This is a genomic window from Aliiruegeria sabulilitoris, from assembly GCF_001558155.1.
GTDB lineage: Bacteria > Pseudomonadota > Alphaproteobacteria > Rhodobacterales > Rhodobacteraceae > Tropicimonas > Tropicimonas sabulilitoris.
Genome location: NZ_LOAS01000009.1, coordinates 37,507 through 55,745, shown reverse-complemented (window position 1 = coordinate 55,745; position 18,239 = coordinate 37,507). Strand labels below are relative to the sequence as shown.

Annotated in this window: 15 protein-coding genes; 4 read left to right on the top strand and 11 right to left on the bottom strand. The window is 64.0% G+C overall.

Annotated elements, in window-relative coordinates; genetic code table 11:
• Positions 1 to 68: 68 nt before the first annotated feature.
• Positions 69 to 1,937, bottom strand: a complete 1,869-nt coding sequence (gene cobT / locus AX756_RS09040) for a cobaltochelatase subunit CobT (protein WP_068310602.1) — start codon at positions 1,935 to 1,937, stop codon at positions 69 to 71.
• Between the two features lie 269 nt (positions 1,938 to 2,206).
• Positions 2,207 to 3,757: a CYTH and CHAD domain-containing protein gene (locus AX756_RS09035; RefSeq protein ID WP_068310251.1), complete on the bottom strand. Its 1,551-nt coding sequence runs from the start codon at positions 3,755 to 3,757 to the stop codon at positions 2,207 to 2,209.
• A gap of 164 nt (positions 3,758 to 3,921) precedes the next feature.
• Here AX756_RS09035 and AX756_RS09030 point away from each other — a divergent pair, with 164 nt between their 5' ends.
• Entirely contained in the window at positions 3,922 to 4,215 is a 294-nt protein-coding gene (locus tag AX756_RS09030) for a PAAR domain-containing protein (protein ID WP_068310249.1), read from the top strand.
• Between the two features lie 5 nt (positions 4,216 to 4,220).
• Here AX756_RS09030 and AX756_RS09025 read toward each other — a convergent pair whose 3' ends face one another.
• Positions 4,221 to 4,610, bottom strand: coding sequence for a hypothetical protein (locus AX756_RS09025; protein WP_068310247.1), 390 nt, complete (start codon positions 4,608 to 4,610; stop codon positions 4,221 to 4,223).
• 241 nt (positions 4,611 to 4,851) lie between these two features.
• Between AX756_RS09025 and AX756_RS09020 the strand changes: the two genes are divergently transcribed.
• Positions 4,852 to 5,412 (top strand): NADase-type glycan-binding domain-containing protein, encoded by a 561-nt coding sequence (locus tag AX756_RS09020; protein ID WP_068310245.1) that lies wholly within the window; start codon positions 4,852 to 4,854, stop codon positions 5,410 to 5,412.
• Between the two features lie 206 nt (positions 5,413 to 5,618).
• Here AX756_RS09020 and AX756_RS09015 read toward each other — a convergent pair whose 3' ends face one another.
• Positions 5,619 to 7,307, bottom strand: a complete 1,689-nt coding sequence (locus tag AX756_RS09015) for a chloride channel protein (protein WP_068310243.1) — start codon at positions 7,305 to 7,307, stop codon at positions 5,619 to 5,621.
• A gap of 87 nt (positions 7,308 to 7,394) precedes the next feature.
• Here AX756_RS09015 and AX756_RS09010 point away from each other — a divergent pair, with 87 nt between their 5' ends.
• Entirely contained in the window at positions 7,395 to 8,768 is a 1,374-nt protein-coding gene (locus AX756_RS09010; RefSeq protein WP_068310241.1) for an FAD-binding oxidoreductase, read from the top strand.
• On the opposite strand, the gene recN is transcribed toward AX756_RS09010, so the two are convergent.
• From recN to ftsZ, 4 genes are all read right to left on the bottom strand, one after another.
• Positions 8,765 to 10,414, bottom strand: coding sequence for a DNA repair protein RecN (gene recN, locus AX756_RS09005; RefSeq protein ID WP_068310239.1), 1,650 nt, complete (start codon positions 10,412 to 10,414; stop codon positions 8,765 to 8,767). The genes AX756_RS09010 and recN overlap by 4 nt on opposite strands.
• Before the next feature lie 154 nt (positions 10,415 to 10,568).
• Positions 10,569 to 11,420: an outer membrane protein assembly factor BamD gene (locus AX756_RS09000; RefSeq protein WP_068310237.1), complete on the bottom strand. Its 852-nt coding sequence runs from the start codon at positions 11,418 to 11,420 to the stop codon at positions 10,569 to 10,571.
• Positions 11,421 to 11,548: 128 nt separating this feature from the next.
• Positions 11,549 to 12,469 (bottom strand): UDP-3-O-acyl-N-acetylglucosamine deacetylase, encoded by a 921-nt coding sequence (lpxC, locus tag AX756_RS08995; protein WP_082739033.1) that lies wholly within the window; start codon positions 12,467 to 12,469, stop codon positions 11,549 to 11,551.
• Between the two features lie 220 nt (positions 12,470 to 12,689).
• A complete protein-coding gene (gene ftsZ, locus AX756_RS08990; RefSeq protein WP_068310235.1) occupies positions 12,690 to 14,309 on the bottom strand; it encodes a cell division protein FtsZ in 1,620 nt (539 codons plus the stop codon).
• 543 nt (positions 14,310 to 14,852) lie between these two features.
• Between ftsZ and AX756_RS25580 the strand changes: the two genes are divergently transcribed.
• Positions 14,853 to 15,002 (top strand): hypothetical protein, encoded by a 150-nt coding sequence (locus AX756_RS25580; protein ID WP_156461433.1) that lies wholly within the window; start codon positions 14,853 to 14,855, stop codon positions 15,000 to 15,002.
• Between the two features lie 44 nt (positions 15,003 to 15,046).
• Here AX756_RS25580 and ftsA read toward each other — a convergent pair whose 3' ends face one another.
• Genes ftsA through AX756_RS08975 form a run of 3 tightly spaced genes read right to left on the bottom strand, consistent with a single transcriptional unit; the run spans position 15,047 to position 18,158 of the window.
• Positions 15,047 to 16,381, bottom strand: a complete 1,335-nt coding sequence (gene ftsA / locus AX756_RS08985; RefSeq protein WP_068310233.1) for a cell division protein FtsA — start codon at positions 16,379 to 16,381, stop codon at positions 15,047 to 15,049.
• Positions 16,378 to 17,256 carry a cell division protein FtsQ/DivIB gene (locus tag AX756_RS08980; RefSeq protein WP_068310231.1) on the bottom strand — a complete coding sequence of 293 codons (879 nt, stop codon included), beginning with the start codon at positions 17,254 to 17,256 and terminating at the stop codon, positions 16,378 to 16,380. The genes ftsA and AX756_RS08980 overlap by 4 nt, the downstream gene beginning before the upstream one ends.
• Positions 17,244 to 18,158 carry a D-alanine--D-alanine ligase gene (locus AX756_RS08975; protein WP_068310229.1) on the bottom strand — a complete coding sequence of 305 codons (915 nt, stop codon included), beginning with the start codon at positions 18,156 to 18,158 and terminating at the stop codon, positions 17,244 to 17,246. Before AX756_RS08975 ends, AX756_RS08980 begins: the two co-directional genes overlap by 13 nt.
• Positions 18,159 to 18,239 lie beyond the last annotated feature (81 nt).

Sequence of the window (18,239 nt, the reverse complement as noted above, 5' to 3'; positions counted from 1 at the left end):
GAACCACCGCCCCTTCTTCTTGGAAAAATCCACCCGCCGGTGGCACGATCCGCTGGATCGTTCCCCGCTCAGGACGCCCGCTTCAACCCGGAAAACCGCGCCCGCGCCCGCTTGTCGGTGTCAAAGAGCGATGCAAGCTGTTCGGTCATCGCCCCGGCAAGCTGCTCCACATCGGTGATTGTCACCGCGCGGTCGTAATAGCGGGTCACGTCATGGCCGATACCGATCGCCATCAACTCCACCTGCCGCCGACGCTCGATCATCGCGATCACGTCGCGCAGGTGCTTCTCCAGATAGTTGGCCGGGTTCACCGAAAGCGTGGAGTCGTCCACCGGCGCACCATCCGAGATCACCATCAGGATCTTGCGCGCCTCTGGGCGCACGACCATCCGCTTATGTGCCCATTCCAGCGCCTCGCCGTCGATATTCTCCTTCAGCAGACCCTCTTTCATCATCAGGCCCAGATTATCGCGGGAGCGCCGCCAGGGCGCGTCGGCCGACTTGTAGATGATGTGGCGCAGGTCGTTGAGGCGGCCGGGCAATTGCGAACGTCCTTCCTTGAGCCAGCGTTCGCGGCTCTGCCCGCCCTTCCAGGCGCGAGTGGTAAAGCCGAGGATCTCCACCTTCACCGCACAACGCTCCAGCGTGCGCGCCAGCACATCGGCGCAGATCGCGGCGATGGAGATCGGGCGGCCGCGCATGGAGCCGGAATTGTCCAGCAGCAGCGTCACCACCGTGTCGCGGAACTCGGTATCCTTCTCCACCTTGAAGGAAAGCGGCGTCGTCGGGTTCGCGATGACACGGGCCAGACGCCCGGCATCGAGAATGCCTTCCTCCAGGTCGAATTCCCAGCTTCGGTTCTGTTGTGCCTGCAAGCGGCGCTGCAGCTTGTTGGCCAGTCGCGAGACCGCGCCCTTGAGTGGCTCCAGTTGCTGGTCGAGATAGGCCCGCAGCCGTTCCAGCTCCACCGGCTCGGCCAGATCCGTCGCGTCGATGATCTCGTCGAAATCGGTGCTGAAGACATCGTAATTCGGGTCGGCCTCCGAGACCGGCGCGGGCGGGGGCGGCTCCAGCGGCGCCTCGCCCTCTGGCAACTCGGTCTGCTCGTCCATGTCCGAATCCGCCGAGTCGTCCATCGAGACCTCGGCCTCGGTCGGATCGTCGGTCGCGTCCTGATCTTGCTCGGGCTGGCTGTCGTCCTCCTGGGCGTCCTGGTCTTCGTCGCCGGAGCTCTCGGCCTCTTCCGGTTCGTCCTGCGCCTGCTCGGGCTGCTCCTCGTCGTTCATCTCGTCGGGATCGTCGCCAAGCTGGTCGCCATAGCCCAGATCCTCGATCACCCGGCGGGCAAAGCGCGCGAAAGCGGTCTGATCCTCGAGACAGTTCTCCAGGTCCGGCAGCGTCTCGGCGGCCGAGCCTTCGAGATAATCCCGCCACAGGTCGAGTACGTTCTGCGCCCCCTCGGGCAGCTCGCGCCCGGTGGCCAATTGCCGGATCATATAGCCCGCGGCAACCGCCAGCGGCGCCTCGGTTGCCTTGGTGATCTGGTGATAGCCCTTCCGGCTCGCCTCGTAGTCGATCTTGGCATCGATATTTGAGGCAGTGCCCGGCATCGCCCGCGCCCCCACGGCCTCGCATCGCGCGGTCTCCATCGCCTCGTAGAGATCGAGCGCCATCTGCCCCGATGGCAGGTAGCGCTGGTGGATCGCGGAATCATGGAAACGCCGCTTCAGCGCCAGTGCATCCGCGGTACCGCGGGCCAGCAGGACCTCGTCCTTGGTCATCCGGCGGCTTACCTGCGGCAGACGCATCTGGTCGGCCGTCATGCCCGACGGATCGACCGTGAAAACAATGCCAAGATCCGGATCATCCGCGATCACCCGGGTCGCTTCGCTCAAGGCCTTCTTGAACGGATCGGCTGGATTGTCACTCTGGCTCATGATGCCCGATCCCTTGCTCTTGCCCGGGGGCGTTGCCGCACCGCCGGGGCTTCCCTTGAACCTGTAATCGGACAAGCTCGATCAAATGACAAGGGGCGGCTCCGGGGGGGCCTCGTTTTCACCCTTTCCAAGGAGGACGGCAGGTCGGCCCGGGTTCGACGGATCTGATCCTGCCGATCGCCACCTGAACACCTGACCCGCCCAGTGTCGGCGTGTGGGGCGGAGAACGGGCACCGAAAAAGCGGACGGCAGCAGCTTGCGCCGACCGCTCAGCGCCAGAAAGGTCCTGTCACGGTCACGTCGCGCCACAAGCCCCTGGCGTGCGCCCAGGCCGCCTCGGCCTTCACCGAGCGCGCGCCGAGTACCCATCCGACCGCGCGCTGCGCGTTGGCGTTGCGCGCGCCGGGGCTGTCATTCTGGCACAGAAGCTCCTCGGCCATGGCAAGGTCGTTCAGATCGCCAAAGATGTTCTGCATCTTCTTCATCGTCTTAACGAAGCGGGCGACCTTCTTTGCCGAATAGAGCGGACCAAGGAATTCAATCGTGTAGCGGAGCTTTTTCAGTTCCTTTCTCAACTCATGGCGCTCGTCGATCGTCAGATGATCGATGCCGCGAGCATGCTTCACACAGGATTTCCACCGCTTGCCAAGCGCCTTGCAGGACAGCGCCCGGATCGGCTGCGCCAGCCGCGCCGTTTGCTCAAAATCCTCAGGCGTCAGCCAGCGTCGGGTTTCGATGAACCGCGCCAGGTCAATCTGGAAGCTCTGCGCGCGCTCGGAACGCAGGTACTCCCGCAGTTCCTCGCGAACGGCTTCGCGGCGGGCCTCGATGGCTGAGCGCAGCGCGTTGAAGCCCTGCTCATGGGGGTGCGCCTCGTGCTCCGGGTCGATGATATCGGTGATCACCACATCCAGGTCGCGCAGCGCGCCGACCTGTGCGCCGACGAGTTTCGCTTCTTCGTTCAAGCGCATCAATTCCGGATGCCCGATAACCGGCTTGAACATGCCAAAGGCCGCGCGCAACCGGCGCAGGCCAATGCGAAGCTGGTGCGGGCCCTCGGGCGCGTCAGTGAACAGGACGACCTCGATATTGGCCGAGATCTGTTCGAAACACTCGCGCAGCACGTCGCGCGCCGCAATTTCGGACGTCATCTCGGCACCGAGGGGCACCGTGCAGGCATTGCGTGGCAGGGGCTCCGTCTGCGCCCTGCCCGTCGCGGCCAACATGTAGCCGCGTTCCGATTTCGACATGGTCGACAGATGCAAACCACCATCGGGAAAGAGCGTCTGGGTCAGGTCGTAGAGCGAATCCACATCACCCTCCAGAAGCTCCAACTCGGCTTCGTGGAAGGGCTCGCGCAGCTCGCCTGCGATGATCTCGCCGGAATCTATGGCCAGTTCGATCCTGGCGCCATTTTCCAGCATCAGCACACTGGTGACCCGCTTCATCTGGGTCTCGCAGACAGGCGCCAACTCCGCGCCGGCAATCGCCTCCTCCACCTCGGCCCGCACCGCGAGAACAGGGATCTTCGTCAGGTCCAGCCGCCCGCCGGGCGCGGGGTTCTCGACCTCCTGCGCCCGCAACAGGCCACCATTGATCGATGCCCGCGCCTTCACGGTCTGAATCCAGCGGCGTCCGTCCCGGCGCATGCGCAGCGCCGTGCCGGCCTTGCGCAGGCTGTGTTCGGGCGTGTCGTAATAGACGCTACGAAGCGTCCGTGTGCGCGCAGCGCTCTCGTTCAGTTCCAACCCTTTCAACCGGTTTTTCAAGCGGCGGATGCTGTCTTCGTTCAGGACGAACTTCAACTCGATCTCGGTCATGTCACATCAGTATGAAATGGATACCTCAGGTACAAGTAAAATAGGGGAGAATTGCATGGGTGCAGGCAGGCCCATGCTGCTCCAAACGGCTTCCTCCGCACTGCCCACTCGACGGATGCCCGCCACGCGAGTACCATTGGACGCACGCGACCGGAGAAAGATCGATGAAACCCGCCTCCCGCATTGGCGACATGCATGTCTGTCCGATGATCAATCCCGGGCCGGTGCCGCATGTCGGCGGGCCGATCTTGCCGCCCTGCGTTCCGACCGTTCTCATCGGCTGCATGCCTTCGGCGCCGGTTGGCAACATGTGCACCTGTGTCGGTCCGCCTGACGTCACTGCAATGGGCTCGGTTACCGTGCTGGTGGGGGGCCGCCCGCAAGTTCGCTTGGGCGATTCGACAGCGCATGGCGGAACGATCGTGGTCGGTTTTCCGACAGTTCTGGTCGGCGGGTAGCGATCCTAACGGATCATCAGCGCCTCGCATTGCGTGATTTCGGCAGAGACCCGCCTCTGCGCCCAGGCCGCATCCCTTGCATTCTCGTTGAACGTGGCACGGCTCAGCAGGGCCGCGTGTGCCTGCCGTGCGGCGGACCGAAACCTGAGCGCTTGCCGCCCCGAACCTGTCGGAAGGGCCGCGTCCAGCAGATCGATCATCGCCGCACGATAGGCCTCGGTCCGATCCGCTGCCGGATCCGACAGCAACCATTGGTGCTGCATCTGTGCCGTCAAGCGCCCTGCGCAGGAGGCAAAGACCTGAACGATTTCCGGCAGCGGCGGAGCGTCAGCCTCGCTCGGCTGCGCGAAAAGGAACAGCACCCCGGACAGAAGGGAAGTTACCGTTTTGTTCATAATTTAATCTTTAAGGCGAATTTAACGCCAATCAACTATGCGGTTTGAAAACTTTTTGACGTGTTGCAATGGCTGCCCAATCCGGGAGGCAAGCCGAGCGTTGACCCAGATCATTGACCACACCGTCTTGTTGAGTCGAACGTGAAGCGATTGCAAAGAAAGAGGAAAGAGCGTGTTCGTGCCGCAGCTAAAACGGCTTCCGCGAGAGAGGCCACATCTGGAATGCGCAGGGCGGGCCGTCATGCAGGGCGCGAAGCCGACCAGCCGCTCCCCGTTCCGTTTCGCCGGCCTGTTGGCCAGCTTCCTGATGTCGGCGGGAACGGCCTCGGCCTGGGATGTCTGCGCCAATTTCGGAGCAACCGAGCTTGTCGGCGGTATGACCTATTGCGTGGCATCTGTCCTGCCGTCGAGCAATGTCGCCAGTTACGGGCCGGACAACCTCTTTGACGGCATTGGCCAGACGGCATGGTGCGAGGGCAGTCCCGGACAGGGCGTTGGGCAGCGGATCGTCATCTACATTCACAACGGCGCCCCATTCCGGCAATTGTTGATCCGGATCGGCTATGGAAAATCCGGGCAAACCTATGGGAGAAACTCCCGGCCGAGCCTGGTTCGGATCACCACCGACAGGGGCACCACCCATGATGTGAACCTGCCCGACTACCATGGCGAACTGGCGTTACCGATGCCGGCCCTTGCGACCTATTCCAGCGTGACGCTGGAAATTCTCGCCGTCTATCCGGGCAGCAATTACCAGGACACCTGCATCAGCGAATTCTACCCCGATTTCGAGTACCAGTGACGGTTGCCGGCAACGTGGGTGAGCCTGTCGACGCTGCCTCCAACGCTCAGTCGTTCTTCTGACCAGAAATATCCTGGGAGGCGCGCTCGCACGAGCGCGGGGGGGGGGGCAAGCCCTATCCCACATCGCGAGCCGGCTCGGACCATGGCCAACCACGCGCCCGGACAAATCGGCTCCCGAAACCCGAGCGGCCGACGCAGATTATCTCAGGAATGTTCCTCGGCCGCAGTATCGGCCAAAGCCCGGTTATAAGCTTTCAGAGCATCCACCTGAAACAGCGCCCCCAGCAATTCCGCCTGTCCGCCATCTGCCGCAGGCGCCACGACCGGCAGGAAACTCTCTCCGGTCTCGTCAAACATCGGCAGGGACACTTCGAGCGTCGTATCGGGGGTGATCGAAATGCCGGCATCGACGAGCTTGCGGCAAGCGTCTTCCGGCGCGGCTCGGGGCGAGTCCTTCGAGCGCATGATGACGGCGGCGGAATAGATCGACAAAAGGTAGGCCTGCGGCCCGGCCGCCAGATGCACGCCGCGATGCTCCAGTTGGGTCAGGAAGAAAGACCGATCGACAAGCCGGCTGGCCAGGGCCGTGGACAGCGAGACGGCGACCATCACCGCAAGCCCGGTCTGCCAGTCCCCCGTCAGCTCGAAAACGATCATGGTGGTAGAGATCGGTGCCCCCAGAACGGCGGCGGCAACGGCGCCCATGCCGGCGAGCGCGTAAAGCTCGCCCGTGCCCGAATATTGCGGCACCACCTGCGTCGCCACCAGCCCAAAGGCAAGCCCCGTCAAAGCGCCAACCATGAGAGATGGCGAAAAAACACCGCCCCCCATCCGTCCGCCCATCGTGACGGAGACCGCAAAGACCTTGAGAATGGCAAAGACGACCGCCTCGTGAAACAGCAGATCGGCCTTGAGCGCCCGTGCCGTCGTCTCGTAGCCCACCCCGATGATATGCGGGAACCCGATGGCCAGCAGACCGAGTATCGCGCCTGCCGCGGCCGGGCGCAGAACTTGCGGAATCCGCCATTTCCGCTGCAAGTGGCTGGCAAAATCATCGGCAAAGAACAGCGCCCGCATCAGCAGCACCGCCACGATCCCGCAAAGCAGGCCCAGCAGCATGAAGGCGGGCAGTTCGACATAGAAGGAAAGCGAGCCCTTCGGCGTCAGGGTGAACTCGGTGACATTGCCGAAGGCGAGGCGCGAGATCACGGTCCCCGCGACGGAGGCAATCACGATCGGCGCGAAGGCATGGACGGCGAAATGGCGCAGCACCACTTCCAGTGCAAAGAGCGCTCCGGCGATGGGCGCGTTGAAGCTGGCCGAGACGGCGGCGGCCACGGCGCAGCCCAGCAGGTCCCGCCCGGTTATGCCACTCGCGCCAATCCGATCCGACACCCAGGTAGAGATCACCCCGGCAAGGTGCACCACCGGCCCCTCCCGCCCCGAGGAGCCGCCGGAAGAGAGCGTGATCAGCGAGGCCGCGGCCGAGGCAAGCCCGGCCTTTATCTCCACCCGGCCCCGATGCAGCGCCGCCCCCTCGATCACGTCGGCCACCGAGCGCACCCGTCCATCCGGCGTGAAGCGGCCAAGGATCACCCCAACGGCGAGCCCGCCGCAGATCGGCAGCGCAAGCAGCATCCACCACGGCAGGCTGGCCGCGAAACTGTGGATGTTGCGGATATCCTCGGCCCCGTAGAGCGTGCCCTGCAGCCAGACGATCCCCTCGCGAAAGCCGACAGCGGCCGCACCGGCGACAATGCCAACGGCCAGTGCGATGAACCAGAACTGCACCTGGCTCGTCCCGCGCCGCAACAGAAGCTGCCAGCCGCGCTGCAGGGCGCTGCGGCTTTCCTCCCATTGGCGTCGGATCAGGTCTCTCGTGCGTTCAGGCAAAATGCGCGTTCCGCGGGCGAGGCAAGGCTTTCCCCGGGGGCCCGCCTGCCCTAGGGTACCAGTCGGTTTAGCGCAGGGGAGGTGCGGATGACCATCGCCACGGCACTTGAGGTTCTTTCCACTTTCCTAGGCGATCGGCTGTCGCGGTCCAAGTCGGATCTGGCCGCACATGGGCAATCGGAGAGCTACTTCCTGCCAACACCGCCCGATGCGGTCGCATGGCCCGAGACAACCGAAGACGTCTCGGAAATCATGCGTACTTGCAACGAACACGGCTGCCCGGTCACTCCATGGGGCGCAGGAACGTCGCTCGAAGGGCACGCGTTGGCCGTTCGGGGCGGGCTCAGCCTCGATTTCGGCCGTATGAATGCCCTGCTCGAAATCCACCCCGAAGATATGGACGCCGTGGTGCAACCCGGCCTGACGCGGGAGGAGCTGAACCGCGACTTGCGGGCGACCGGTCTGTTCTTCCCGGTCGACCCCGGCGCCAATGCGTCGCTGGGTGGCATGGCGGCGACGCGGGCCAGCGGCACGACGACAGTGCGCTACGGCACAATGGCCGACAACGTGCTGGGCCTTCAGGTGGTGCTAGCCGATGGTCGGGTGATCCGCACCGGCACGCGGGCGCGCAAATCGGCCTCTGGCTATGACATGACACGGCTCTTCGTCGGCTCGGAGGGCACACTCGGCATCATCACCGAACTGACGCTGCGCCTGCACGGCCAGCCGGAGGCGATCTCGGCCGCGATCTGCGCTTTTGACGATATCGGCGCCGCGGTCGATTGCGTGATCGCTACGATCCAGTCAGGGATCAAAGTTGCACGGATCGAGTTCGTCGATGCGGCGACAGCGGCGGCGGTGAACGCCTATTCCGCCGGAAGTTTTGCCCAGAAGCCCCACCTGTTGATCGAGTTCCATGGCTCGCCACAGACCGTCGCGGAGGAATCGCAGCGCTTGGGCGAACTGGTCGATGACATGGGCGGCGAAGGCTTCCGCTGGTCCACGAAACCCGAGGATCGCAGCGCGCTCTGGGAGATGCGCCACACCGCCTATTGGGCGATCCTTGCCAGCCGCAAGGGCGCGCGCGCGGTAGTGACGGATCTCTGCGTACCAATCTCGCGGCTCGCCGAGGCGGTGGAGGAAACCCGCGCCGACATCGCCGAAAGCCCGATCCCCGGCCCGATCCTGGGCCATATGGGCGACGGCAATTTCCATGCCATCCTGCTGATCCATGACGACGCCCCCGACGAGTTGGCAGCCGCCAAGGCGCTATCGCACCGCATGGTCGAACGCGCGCTGCGGATGGGCGGAACGGTGACGGGCGAGCATGGCGTAGGCATGGGCAAGCTGGACTACATGCAGGCCGAACATGGCGATGCCTGGGAGCTGATGGGCGACATCAAGCAGGTTCTGGACCCCAAGGGCATCCTGAACCCCGGCAAGCTCGTGCCGCAGCTTTAGCTGCTCAAGAGCGCCCGGGCCGCCGCCCGGGCCTCCTCGGTGACGGTGTCGCCGGCCAGCATGCGCGCCAACTCGTCCACCCGAGCGTCGGAATCGAGCGGGGTCACGTTGGACAGGGTCATGCCACCGCTGACGCGCTTTTCCACCCGCCAGTGATGCCCGCCAAGCGCGGCCACCTGCGGCGAATGCGTGACGACAAGCACCTGCGCCCCATCGGCCAGCGCCTTCAGCCGCCGACCGACAGCGTTGGCAGTGGCGCCGCCAACACCCCTGTCGATCTCGTCGAAGATCATGGTCACGCCCGTGGCCTCGCCCATCAGGCATACCTTGAGTGCCAACAGGAAGCGCGACAGCTCACCGCCCGAGGCGATCCGCGCCAGCGGCCCGGAAGGCGCGCCGGGGTTGGTGGCGACGGTAAAACTCACCTCATCCTGCCCTTCAGCCCCCGGGAGGACGGTTTCGACCCGGGTAGTGAAAATGGCCCGCTCCATCTTGAGCGGCGCGAGCTCGGCGGCCATTGCCTTGTCGAGCCGCTTGGCGGCCGCGCGGCGCAGCTCGCTCAAGGCATCACAGGCCGCCTGATGCGCAGTGGTCGCCTCGGCCAGCACCGCTTCCAGCGCTGCGATGCCCTCGCTGCCCGCTTCGAGCGCATCCAGCGCCGCGCGCAACTCCACCGCCTTCTCTGGCAGTTCATCCGGCTGAACCTGGTATTTGCGGGCCATGTCGCGGATGGCAAAGAGCCGCTCGGCGACCCGCTCCAACTCGCGTGGATCGAAACTCAGGCTCTCAAGGCAATCGGAAATCTCGCGCTCCGCGTCGCCCAGGGCATCCAATGCCCGCGACAGCGCTTCGGAAGCTCCATCGAGCCGCCCTTCGACTGCGCCCGCCGCCCCGTCAAGCCAGCGCATGGCATCGGAAACGATCCCTTCGGCACCGTCGCCCGTAACTGCGCCGTAAGCGCGCGAAATATCCTCGCGAACCCGCTCGGCATTCTGCATCAGCCGGCGGCTCGCATCGAGCCCGGCCTCTTCGCCTGGCTCGGGGGCCAGGGCCTCCAACTCGTCCACGGCATGACGCAGAAAGGCCTCTTCCGCGTTCAGCGCCTCCAGCCGCGCGCGCGCGCCCGACAGCGTCGACGCCGCTTCCTGCCGCGCCTTCCATGCCGTGCGAACATTTTCGCTTGCAGAGGCGGCGCCGGCGAACTCGTCCAGCAACAGACGGTGCCCGCGTGCGTTCAACAACCCACGGTCGTCATGCTGCCCATGCAACTCGACGAGACTCGCCGAGACCTGCCGCAGCACCTCTCCAGAACAGCGCCGGTCATTGATCCAGGCCGTCTTGCGCCCGTCGGCCGTGTTCACGCGGCGCAGGATCAACTCGTCGCTGACCGGCAGGCCCGCCTCGCGCAGCACGTCCCGCGCGGGATGATCCTCCGGCAGGTCGAACCACGCGATCACCTCGCCCTGTGCCGCGCCTTCACGCACCAGCTCGGCACGGCCGCGCCAGCCAAGAACGAATCCCAGCGAATCCAGAAGGATGGACTTGCCTGCCCCGGTCTCGCCGGTCAGCACGTTCAAGCCTGGCTGAAACGACAATTCCAGCCGGTCAATGATCAGCATGTCACGGATATCAAGCCCGCGCAGCATCCCGCACCCTCACCCTCGGACGCACCCCGCGCCATCGGCTTCTACATAGCGCGGCCAGCGTGTGGATTGCCAGCCGCACAGGATAAGCTCCGTGAAACTTTCCCGGGGAAACGTCACGACCTGTCCGGCCGGACTGTTCAGGCCACCGGCCCGATCAGAGCCATTGCCCCTTGACCATCTGGCGGTGAACCTGCCGCAGCCAGCTGTCGCCCTTTGCCTGGGCCGTCAGGCCACGCTTGACCAACAGTTGGTAGGTATCGAAATACCAAGAGGTCGCCTGGAAATTATAGGCCAGGATCGCACCCGCGGTCTGCGCCTCATCTACAAGGCCGAGAGACAGGTAAGCCTCTACCAGCCGGTGCAGCGCCTCGGGCGTGTGGGAGGTCGTCTGGAATTCCTCAACGACAACGCGGAATCGGTTGATCGCCGCGGTGTAGTTCTCACGCCGCAGGTAGTAGCGACCGATTTCCATCTCCTTCGCCGCGAGATGGTCGAAGGCCAGGTCGAATTTGAGAATCGCAGACCGGGCGTATTCGCTGTCGGGATAGATCTCGATCACCTCGCGCAGCGATTGCAGCGCCTGGTAGGTCAGGCCCTGATCACGCCCCACCTCGTCGATCTGATCGTAATAGCTCAACGCCAGTAAGTATTGCGCGTAGGCGGCATCCTCGTCGGCGGGGTAGAAATCGATATAGCGTTGCGCGGATGCGCGGCTGTTCTCGAAGTCACGGTCCTGATGAAATGAGAAGGCCTGCATGATCAGCGCGCGCTTGGCCCATTCCGAATAGGGATAAAGGCGCTCGACCTCGCCAAAAAGCTGCGCCGCATCGTCCGGGTCGCCGTTCTCCAGGTCGTATTCGGCCCGCTTGAAGATCTGCTCCGCCGTAAAGTTCTCCAACGGAACTCCCCGGCTCGCATTCACGCCCTTCCGGTCGCCGCATGCGGTCAAGACCGCCACCACGGCCAGAGCACCGACCAGCCGGATTATCACACTGCGCACCGCCATGCCTTGATACCCTTGCACTACCCTGCCCTGCATCGACCCTCGCGTCGATATTTGCCACCCTCTAGCACAGAAAAATCCGGTGCAAAATGTCTGGCACCGGATTTCCCGCACTTCATTTCAAGTTGTTGTCAGGCAACCGCGTCCAGATCGGCAAGGCTCACGCCCACGCCGGGCAGTTTTTGCATCGTACCGTAAGAACAGGGCACCCATTCCACCGCGCCGGGCGTGGCAAAGAGCGCACGCAGAAGCTTGTTGGTTATGGTATGGCCAGCCCGGTTGCCGACGTAACGACCGAGAATCGGCGCGCCTGCCAGGGCCAGGTCGCCAAGCGCATCCAGCATCTTGTGCCGAACCGGCTCATCCACGTGACGCATCCCGCCGGGGCTGAGCACGTGAGAGCCGTCCACCACGACCGCATTTTCCAGCGTTCCACCGAGCGCCAGCCCGTTGGACTGCATGAACTCGACCTCGGAGCGGCGGCAGAAGGTGCGGCTGTCGCACAGCTCATGCACAAAGGCGCCATTGGCCATGTTCAACGTCCGGTGCTGGTGACCGATCGCCTCGTCCGCAAATTCGATCTCGAAATCGATCGTCAGCCCGTCGGAGGGCTCAAGCCGCGCACGCGCTTCCCCATCCACGACTTCGACGGTCTTGCAAACCTTGAGAACCATCAGCGGCGCGTCGAGCGAGCGCACGCCCGCCTTTACGATCGCCTTGACGAAGGGCGCCGCGCTGCCGTCGAGAATCGGAACTTCCGGGCCGCTGACCTCGATCAGCGCATTGTGCACCCCGAGACCGGCAAGCGCCGCCATGACATGTTCCACCGTGGAAACGCTCGTTCCGGACGCATTCACCAACCGGGTGCAAAGCGGCACATGCTCGGTCGCATCCCAACGGGCAGGAACCAGCGCATCTTTTTCGGTGACATCCGTGCGACGAAAAACGATCCCGCTATCCTCAGTGGCCGGGTTCAGCGTAATCCGGGCCGGGCGTCCCGAGTGGAGCCCTGCGCCTGCGAGTGTTACCGATGTCTTGAGCGTGGTTTGCACGACCAGTTCTTTCTGCTTGGCGAGAGCTGCTCCTCCCGCAACTTGCATTTACGAAGCGGTCAGCAAATGCTCAATTCAAACATTGTAACCGTGTGAAACATGGGCTTGCCGGGGTGAGCGGAACCCCGCCCATTGCGGCAATACAGCTGCCAATCATTTGATTCAAAATAGAAAAGGGCCGGCGAAAACCGGCCCTGTTCAAAGCGACTGAAGAAAAATGTCAGTTGGCCTGGCGGCGAAGGAACGCAGGAATTTCAATACGTTCCTGTTCCGGGTCCATTTCTGAATCGTCTTCGTAGGCCTGGCTGGGTCGAGTCGTTTGCTGGCGCAGCTGCGGCGGTTGCTGCCGCGAGGGTTGCGCCGGACGCTCGGGCGTCTCGCCGGTGCCGGACATGCGATGGATCAGGTTGCCAATACCGAAGCTCGGCTTCTTCGCAGCGGGTTCCGCTTCGGCGCGTCGAGCCGGAGCGGCCGCAGTTTCCGGCTTCGGCGCGGAGGGTGCGGCCTTGCTGACAGCGGCCTGAAGGCGCTGGATCGCTTCAGGGCTCGGGGTGCCGGCCGGGCGTTTCTTTGGCGCGACATACTCGTCGGCGGCCGGTTCGATCGCATCCACCAGCGGCAGCGGATCGCTTGCGGGCTGATGATAGGCCGGCGGCGGAAGATCGTCAGAGACTTCCTCGACCACCTGCTCGTGACCCCTCGGCTGGAAACCGGTGAAGAGCGAAGGCTCCTCGGCCGCAACGGCCACTTCGGCGACGGCCGGTTCCGGCAGTTCGGCCTCGGTCGGGGCCGGCTTTTCCGAAACGGAGATGGACGGGCTTGCCACCGCACGCAGCTTGCGATCGGGGCGCGGAATGTCCTGCTGCACATCGGAGGCGTCGATGCCGGTGGCGACCACCGAAACGCGCATCTTGCCTTCCATGTCCGTGTCGAGCGTCGAGCCGACGATGATGTTTGCCTCCGGGTCCACCTCTTCGCGGATCCGGTTGGCTGCTTCGTCCAACTCGAACAGTGTCAGGTCGTAACCACCCGTGATGTTGATCAGAACGCCCTTGGCGCCGCGCAGCGAGATCTCGTCCAGCAGCGGGTTGGCAATGGCTTTCTCGGCGGCTTGGATCGCGCGATCCTCGCCATCGGATTCACCGGTGCCCATCATCGCCTTGCCCATCTCGTCCATCACCGAGCGCACGTCGGCGAAGTCGAGGTTGATCAGGCCCGGGCGCACCATCAGGTCGGTCACGCCCTTGACGCCCTGATAGAGCACGTCATCGGCCATCGAGAAGGCCTCGGTAAAGGTCGTCTTTTCGTTGGCGAGGCGGAACAGGTTCTGATTGGGGATGATGATCAGCGTATCGACGACCTTCTGGAGCGCTTCTACGCCCTCCTCGGCCTGCCGCATGCGCTTGGCGCCTTCGAACTGGAACGGCTTGGTCACGACACCGACGGTGAGAACGCCCAGCTCACGTGCAGCCTGCGCAATGATCGGAGCCGCGCCTGTGCCGGTGCCGCCGCCCATACCGGCGGTGATGAAGCACATATGGGCACCGGCGAGGTGATCGACGATCTCCTCGATGGTTTCCTCGGCCGCGGCCGCGCCAACCTGCGGGCGGGCACCGGCGCCGAGGCCTTCGGTGACCTTCACACCCATCTGGATGCGGGCTTCGGCGTTGCTCTGCTGCAGCGCCTGGGCATCGGTATTGGCGGTAACGAACTCCACGCCTTCCAGATGCTTTTCGATCATGTTGTTGACGGCGTTGCCGCCAGCACCGCCGACACCGAAAACGGTGATCCGCGGCTTCAATTCGTCCTGCTCCTGGGGGATACCGAGGTTCAAAGCCATGTTTTCTCCGCCTGTATTTTGCCGCCCCGTCCCCGGGCGGTTTGCCATCTGTCCCTAAACGGGGCAATTGGACCCCGATATTCGTTTAGTTACAGTCGAGCATAGGCGAGCGACAAACATTCGTCATCAGAAAAGTGCAGAATTGCCACAAAATATGGACCCTAAATAGTTAATTGAGCGCTTATCTGCTGACTGGCACGCGATCTGGTGGCGCCAAGCGAGAATAGCACAAGACCCGCACAAATGTTCGATATTGCACGGATCCACTCGCAACAGCGAGCCAGGGTCTAACGATGTGGGGCGGCTGCTCGGCCTGCCATTCGCCGGATTCCCAGCGTTGTTGGACGCCAACGTAGCGACAGCTTTCTCCGGATTCCAGCTTTTTCCACACCCTGTGGATTTCTTTTTCCAACCTGCGCCCGCCGCCTTTGCGGCGCGAGACGGTTTTCGACGGAAAATCGACCGAAGCCGCACTAATTCGGAACACAGTTCGTCCCTTTTTGGAGGTTAACCATACGTTACCCAATCAAAAGGACATTTCAGATGATCGAGACCATCGTCGCATTCGTGACCCAAAATCAAAGCCAGCTGAACGCCGTCGCGGCCTTCCTCACGGGGGCCTGCCTTATGCACCTGGTGATTACGCGAACCCTTCGGAAACGTCGCATGGAGGAGGCGCAGAGGGCTGCTTAGCCCTCCCACAGTTACGCTCGTTCCGGGGCAGGTACGAACCGATCCTACCAGTTGTCCCGGAACCATTTCACGGCGCGCTTGAGAGAGCGGGCCGGATAGCGGTCGGCGGGTACGTCGAAATCCCACCATTCGTCCTGCGGATGGGCGGCGAAAAGGCACAGCCCCACGGCCGAGGAAAACGCCGGCCCGGTTGCGGCCTGTGGCAAGCCCTGCACGCGCAGCGGACGGCCCAGGCGGACCTGCTGGCCGAGGATGCGTGTGGCAAGTCCGTCGAGCCCCGGGATCTGGCTGCCGCCGCCGGTCAGCACGATCTGTTGCGCCGGAAGATGGTCGAAGCCGGCCGCATCCAGCCGCATGCGCACCTCTTCGAGGATCTCCTCCACCCGCGGGCGCATGATGCCGATCAGTTCGGCCCGGCTCACGGTGCGCCGGTCCCGTTCCCAATCGCCGGTATCGCCACCGATCTCGATCATCTCGCGGTCGTCCATGCCCGTCGCCATCACGCCGCCATAGAAGGTCTTGATGCGCTCGGCCACGTTCAGCGGCACTTTCAAGCCCTTGGAAATGTCCTGCGTGATGTGATCGCCGCCGATCCGGACGCTGTCGGCAAAAATCATGTGTTTCTTGATGAAAACCGAAATGCCGGTCGCGCCGCCGCCAAGGTCGACACAGGCCGCGCCCAATTCCTGCTCGTCCTCGACCAGCGCCGAGATGCCCGAGACATAGGCCGAGGAGGCCAGGCCCGCGAGCTCCAGATCGCAACGCTTGATACAGTAGAGCAGGTTCTGCACCGCCGAGGTATCCACCGTCAGCAGATGCATGTCGGCGGCCAGCGAGTTGCCCATCTGGCCGCGCGGATCGCCCAGGCCCGAGCGGTGGTCGATGGCGAAATTCACCGGCTGCGCGTGCAACACCTCGCGCTCACGCCCATAATCGGGCACGTCGCAGGCGGCCAGAACACGCGCAACATCATTCTCGGTCACGATGCTGTCGGCCAGATCGATCCGGCCATCGAGCCCATAGCTGCGCGGTCGGGCACCGGCGAAACAGGCGATGACGTGGTCCACCCGCACATTGGCCATTTTCTGCGCTGCCTGCACAGCGGTGCGAATGGCGCGCTCCGTCTCCTGCATGGCGTCGATCTCACCGAATGTTACACCGCGCGAGCGTGTCGTTGCCGCTCCGATCACCCGGAAGCTCGATTGCCCCGCTAGCGAGCCGACGCTGTCGCTGCCCAGGAACTTGTCCGAACCGTCGAAGCGCAGCACGAGGCATCCTATCTTGGAGGTGCCCACGTCAAGGATCGCAATCACGCCGCGATCCATCGCCTGTTTGCGCATCCGACGCATCGCGCGTTGGGTCTGGTACAGCTCGGTCATTCTGGTTGGCCTCCGGACTCGATGTCTCTTATGTTCCGCAGTTCATGGACCGCGTTGGTGTTGAGCCGCACCGTCGGGCGGCGGGGATTACGAAAATCGACGATGGTAACGTCGCGCTGTAGCATGTCGCGCCCCTTGTCGAGCGCGATCAGCCGCTCAAGCGCGGCGACAGGTTCCCTTTCAGGAAGCAGCAGGCGCTGACCGCGATCGAGAACGGCGTCCCAACGACGCTCCCCCATGCGGACCAGCCCACGGAAACGGTCGTTGAGCGGCGCGGCGGCGGCGATGAGCGCGAGCGCCTCGGGGATCACCAGCTCCGCGCCCTCTCCGGCGACTAGCGGCAGATCGGGCCAGTCGGCCCGCAGCGATGCGCCGGCCACCATGTTCCCCTCGGCATCCAGAAGGCTCAGGCCATCGGCATGGCGCCACAACACGGCCGGTTGCCGTTCGGTAATCTCGACGGCAAGCACCCCGCCCGGCCGCACACGCAGATTGGCATCCGCGACCGCGTTGAATTTCTTCACACTCTGGCGCATCGCATCCAGATCCATGTCGAAACTCGACATCGGAAGGCGCAACGCGAGCGTTTCACGCACTGCCTGCGCGAGCTCGGGAGACGCCCCCTCGACCGACATGACCTTGACCATGAATTCCGGCCGTTCCTCGATCGCTTCGCGCGCCTCGCTCACCGCCTCGGTGATCCGGGTCACGCGCGCCTCGTCGGAGACATACCAGAACACGGCGCCGAACATGGCCAGCGCCGGCACCCCGACGCGAAGAGCGCGCCGGTAAAAGGGCGTCAGCCACCAGCGATGGATCCGATAGGACCAGCGCGACGGCGCCGGATCGTGCTGTGGAGGCGTCACCGATTGCACGAGGCGTCCTCCACCAGCCAGCGGCAGAGCGCACCGAAGGAGATGCCAACCGAAGCGGCCTGTTCGGGCGAAAGCGAGGTCGGCGTCATGCCCGGTTGGGTATTCGTCTCCAGCAGGATCAAGCCGTCCAGCCCACGCGGCTCGTCCCAGCGGAAATCGGTCCGAGAAATCCCCCGACAGCCAAGCGCTTCATGCGCGCGCAGGGCGTAGTCCATGCAGGCATCGAAAATCTCGACCGGGAGCTCGGCCGGCACAACGTGGCGCGACCCGCCCGGCTTGTATTTCGCGTCGTAGTCGTACCAACCATCGGTGAGGATATCGGTCACCGTCAGCGGCCGGTCGCCCATCACGGTTGTGGTTAGTTCGCGCCCGGGCGCGAAGGCCTCGACCATGACCACCTCGGGCATGGCCTCGTCCAGTTTCGGCGGCCCGTTCGCCACATCGTGCACTATATAGACACCGACCGAGGAGCCTTCGTTATTTGGCTTCACCACGTAGGGCGGTTCCATCACGTGGCGCGCGCGCACTTCGGCCGCACAGGCCAGAAGGCTTTCCACCACCGGCAAACCAGCGGCCGTATACGCTTCCTTGGAGCGCTGCTTGTCCAGCGCTAGCGCGGAGGCCAGCACGCCGGAATGGGTATAGGGTATGCGCAGCCATTCCAGCATCCCCTGCACGCAGCCATCCTCGCCCCAACGGCCATGCAGCGCATTGAAAACGACATCCGGCGCGACCTCGACGAGGCGCGCCGCAAGGTCCGGACCCGCGTCCAGCTCGACAACTTCAAACCCTTCGCCCCGCAGCGCGGCGGCGCATTCGCGCCCAGACGAAAGCGAAACCTCACGCTCCGCCGATGGCCCTCCGAGAAGAACCGCCACCTTTGGGGATGTCCTGCTCGACATGCCCGCCTCTTTTCCGGACCTGCGTCCGATTTTTATATTGTGAAATCCGCTGGTTGCGTGGTTTCACTGCCCGTCATCCCG

Bases quoted from the DNA above. Each gene is read 5' to 3' on its own strand.
- cobT (WP_068310602.1), bottom strand. From the start codon at position 1,937: ATGAGCCAGAGTGACAATCCAGCCGATCCGTTCAAGAAGGCCTTGAGC.
- AX756_RS09035 (WP_068310251.1), bottom strand. From the start codon at position 3,757: ATGACCGAGATCGAGTTGAAGTTCGTCCTGAACGAAGACAGCATCCGC.
- AX756_RS09030 (WP_068310249.1), top strand. From the start codon at position 3,922: ATGAAACCCGCCTCCCGCATTGGCGACATGCATGTCTGTCCGATGATC.
- AX756_RS09025 (WP_068310247.1), bottom strand. From the start codon at position 4,610: ATGAACAAAACGGTAACTTCCCTTCTGTCCGGGGTGCTGTTCCTTTTC.
- AX756_RS09020 (WP_068310245.1), top strand. From the start codon at position 4,852: ATGCAGGGCGCGAAGCCGACCAGCCGCTCCCCGTTCCGTTTCGCCGGC.
- AX756_RS09010 (WP_068310241.1), top strand. From the start codon at position 7,395: ATGACCATCGCCACGGCACTTGAGGTTCTTTCCACTTTCCTAGGCGAT.
- recN (WP_068310239.1), bottom strand. From the start codon at position 10,414: ATGCTGCGCGGGCTTGATATCCGTGACATGCTGATCATTGACCGGCTG.
- AX756_RS09000 (WP_068310237.1), bottom strand. From the start codon at position 11,420: ATGGCGGTGCGCAGTGTGATAATCCGGCTGGTCGGTGCTCTGGCCGTG.
- ftsZ (WP_068310235.1), bottom strand. From the start codon at position 14,309: ATGGCTTTGAACCTCGGTATCCCCCAGGAGCAGGACGAATTGAAGCCG.
- AX756_RS25580 (WP_156461433.1), top strand. From the start codon at position 14,853: ATGATCGAGACCATCGTCGCATTCGTGACCCAAAATCAAAGCCAGCTG.
- ftsA (WP_068310233.1), bottom strand. From the start codon at position 16,381: ATGACCGAGCTGTACCAGACCCAACGCGCGATGCGTCGGATGCGCAAA.
- AX756_RS08975 (WP_068310229.1), bottom strand. From the start codon at position 18,158: ATGTCGAGCAGGACATCCCCAAAGGTGGCGGTTCTTCTCGGAGGGCCA.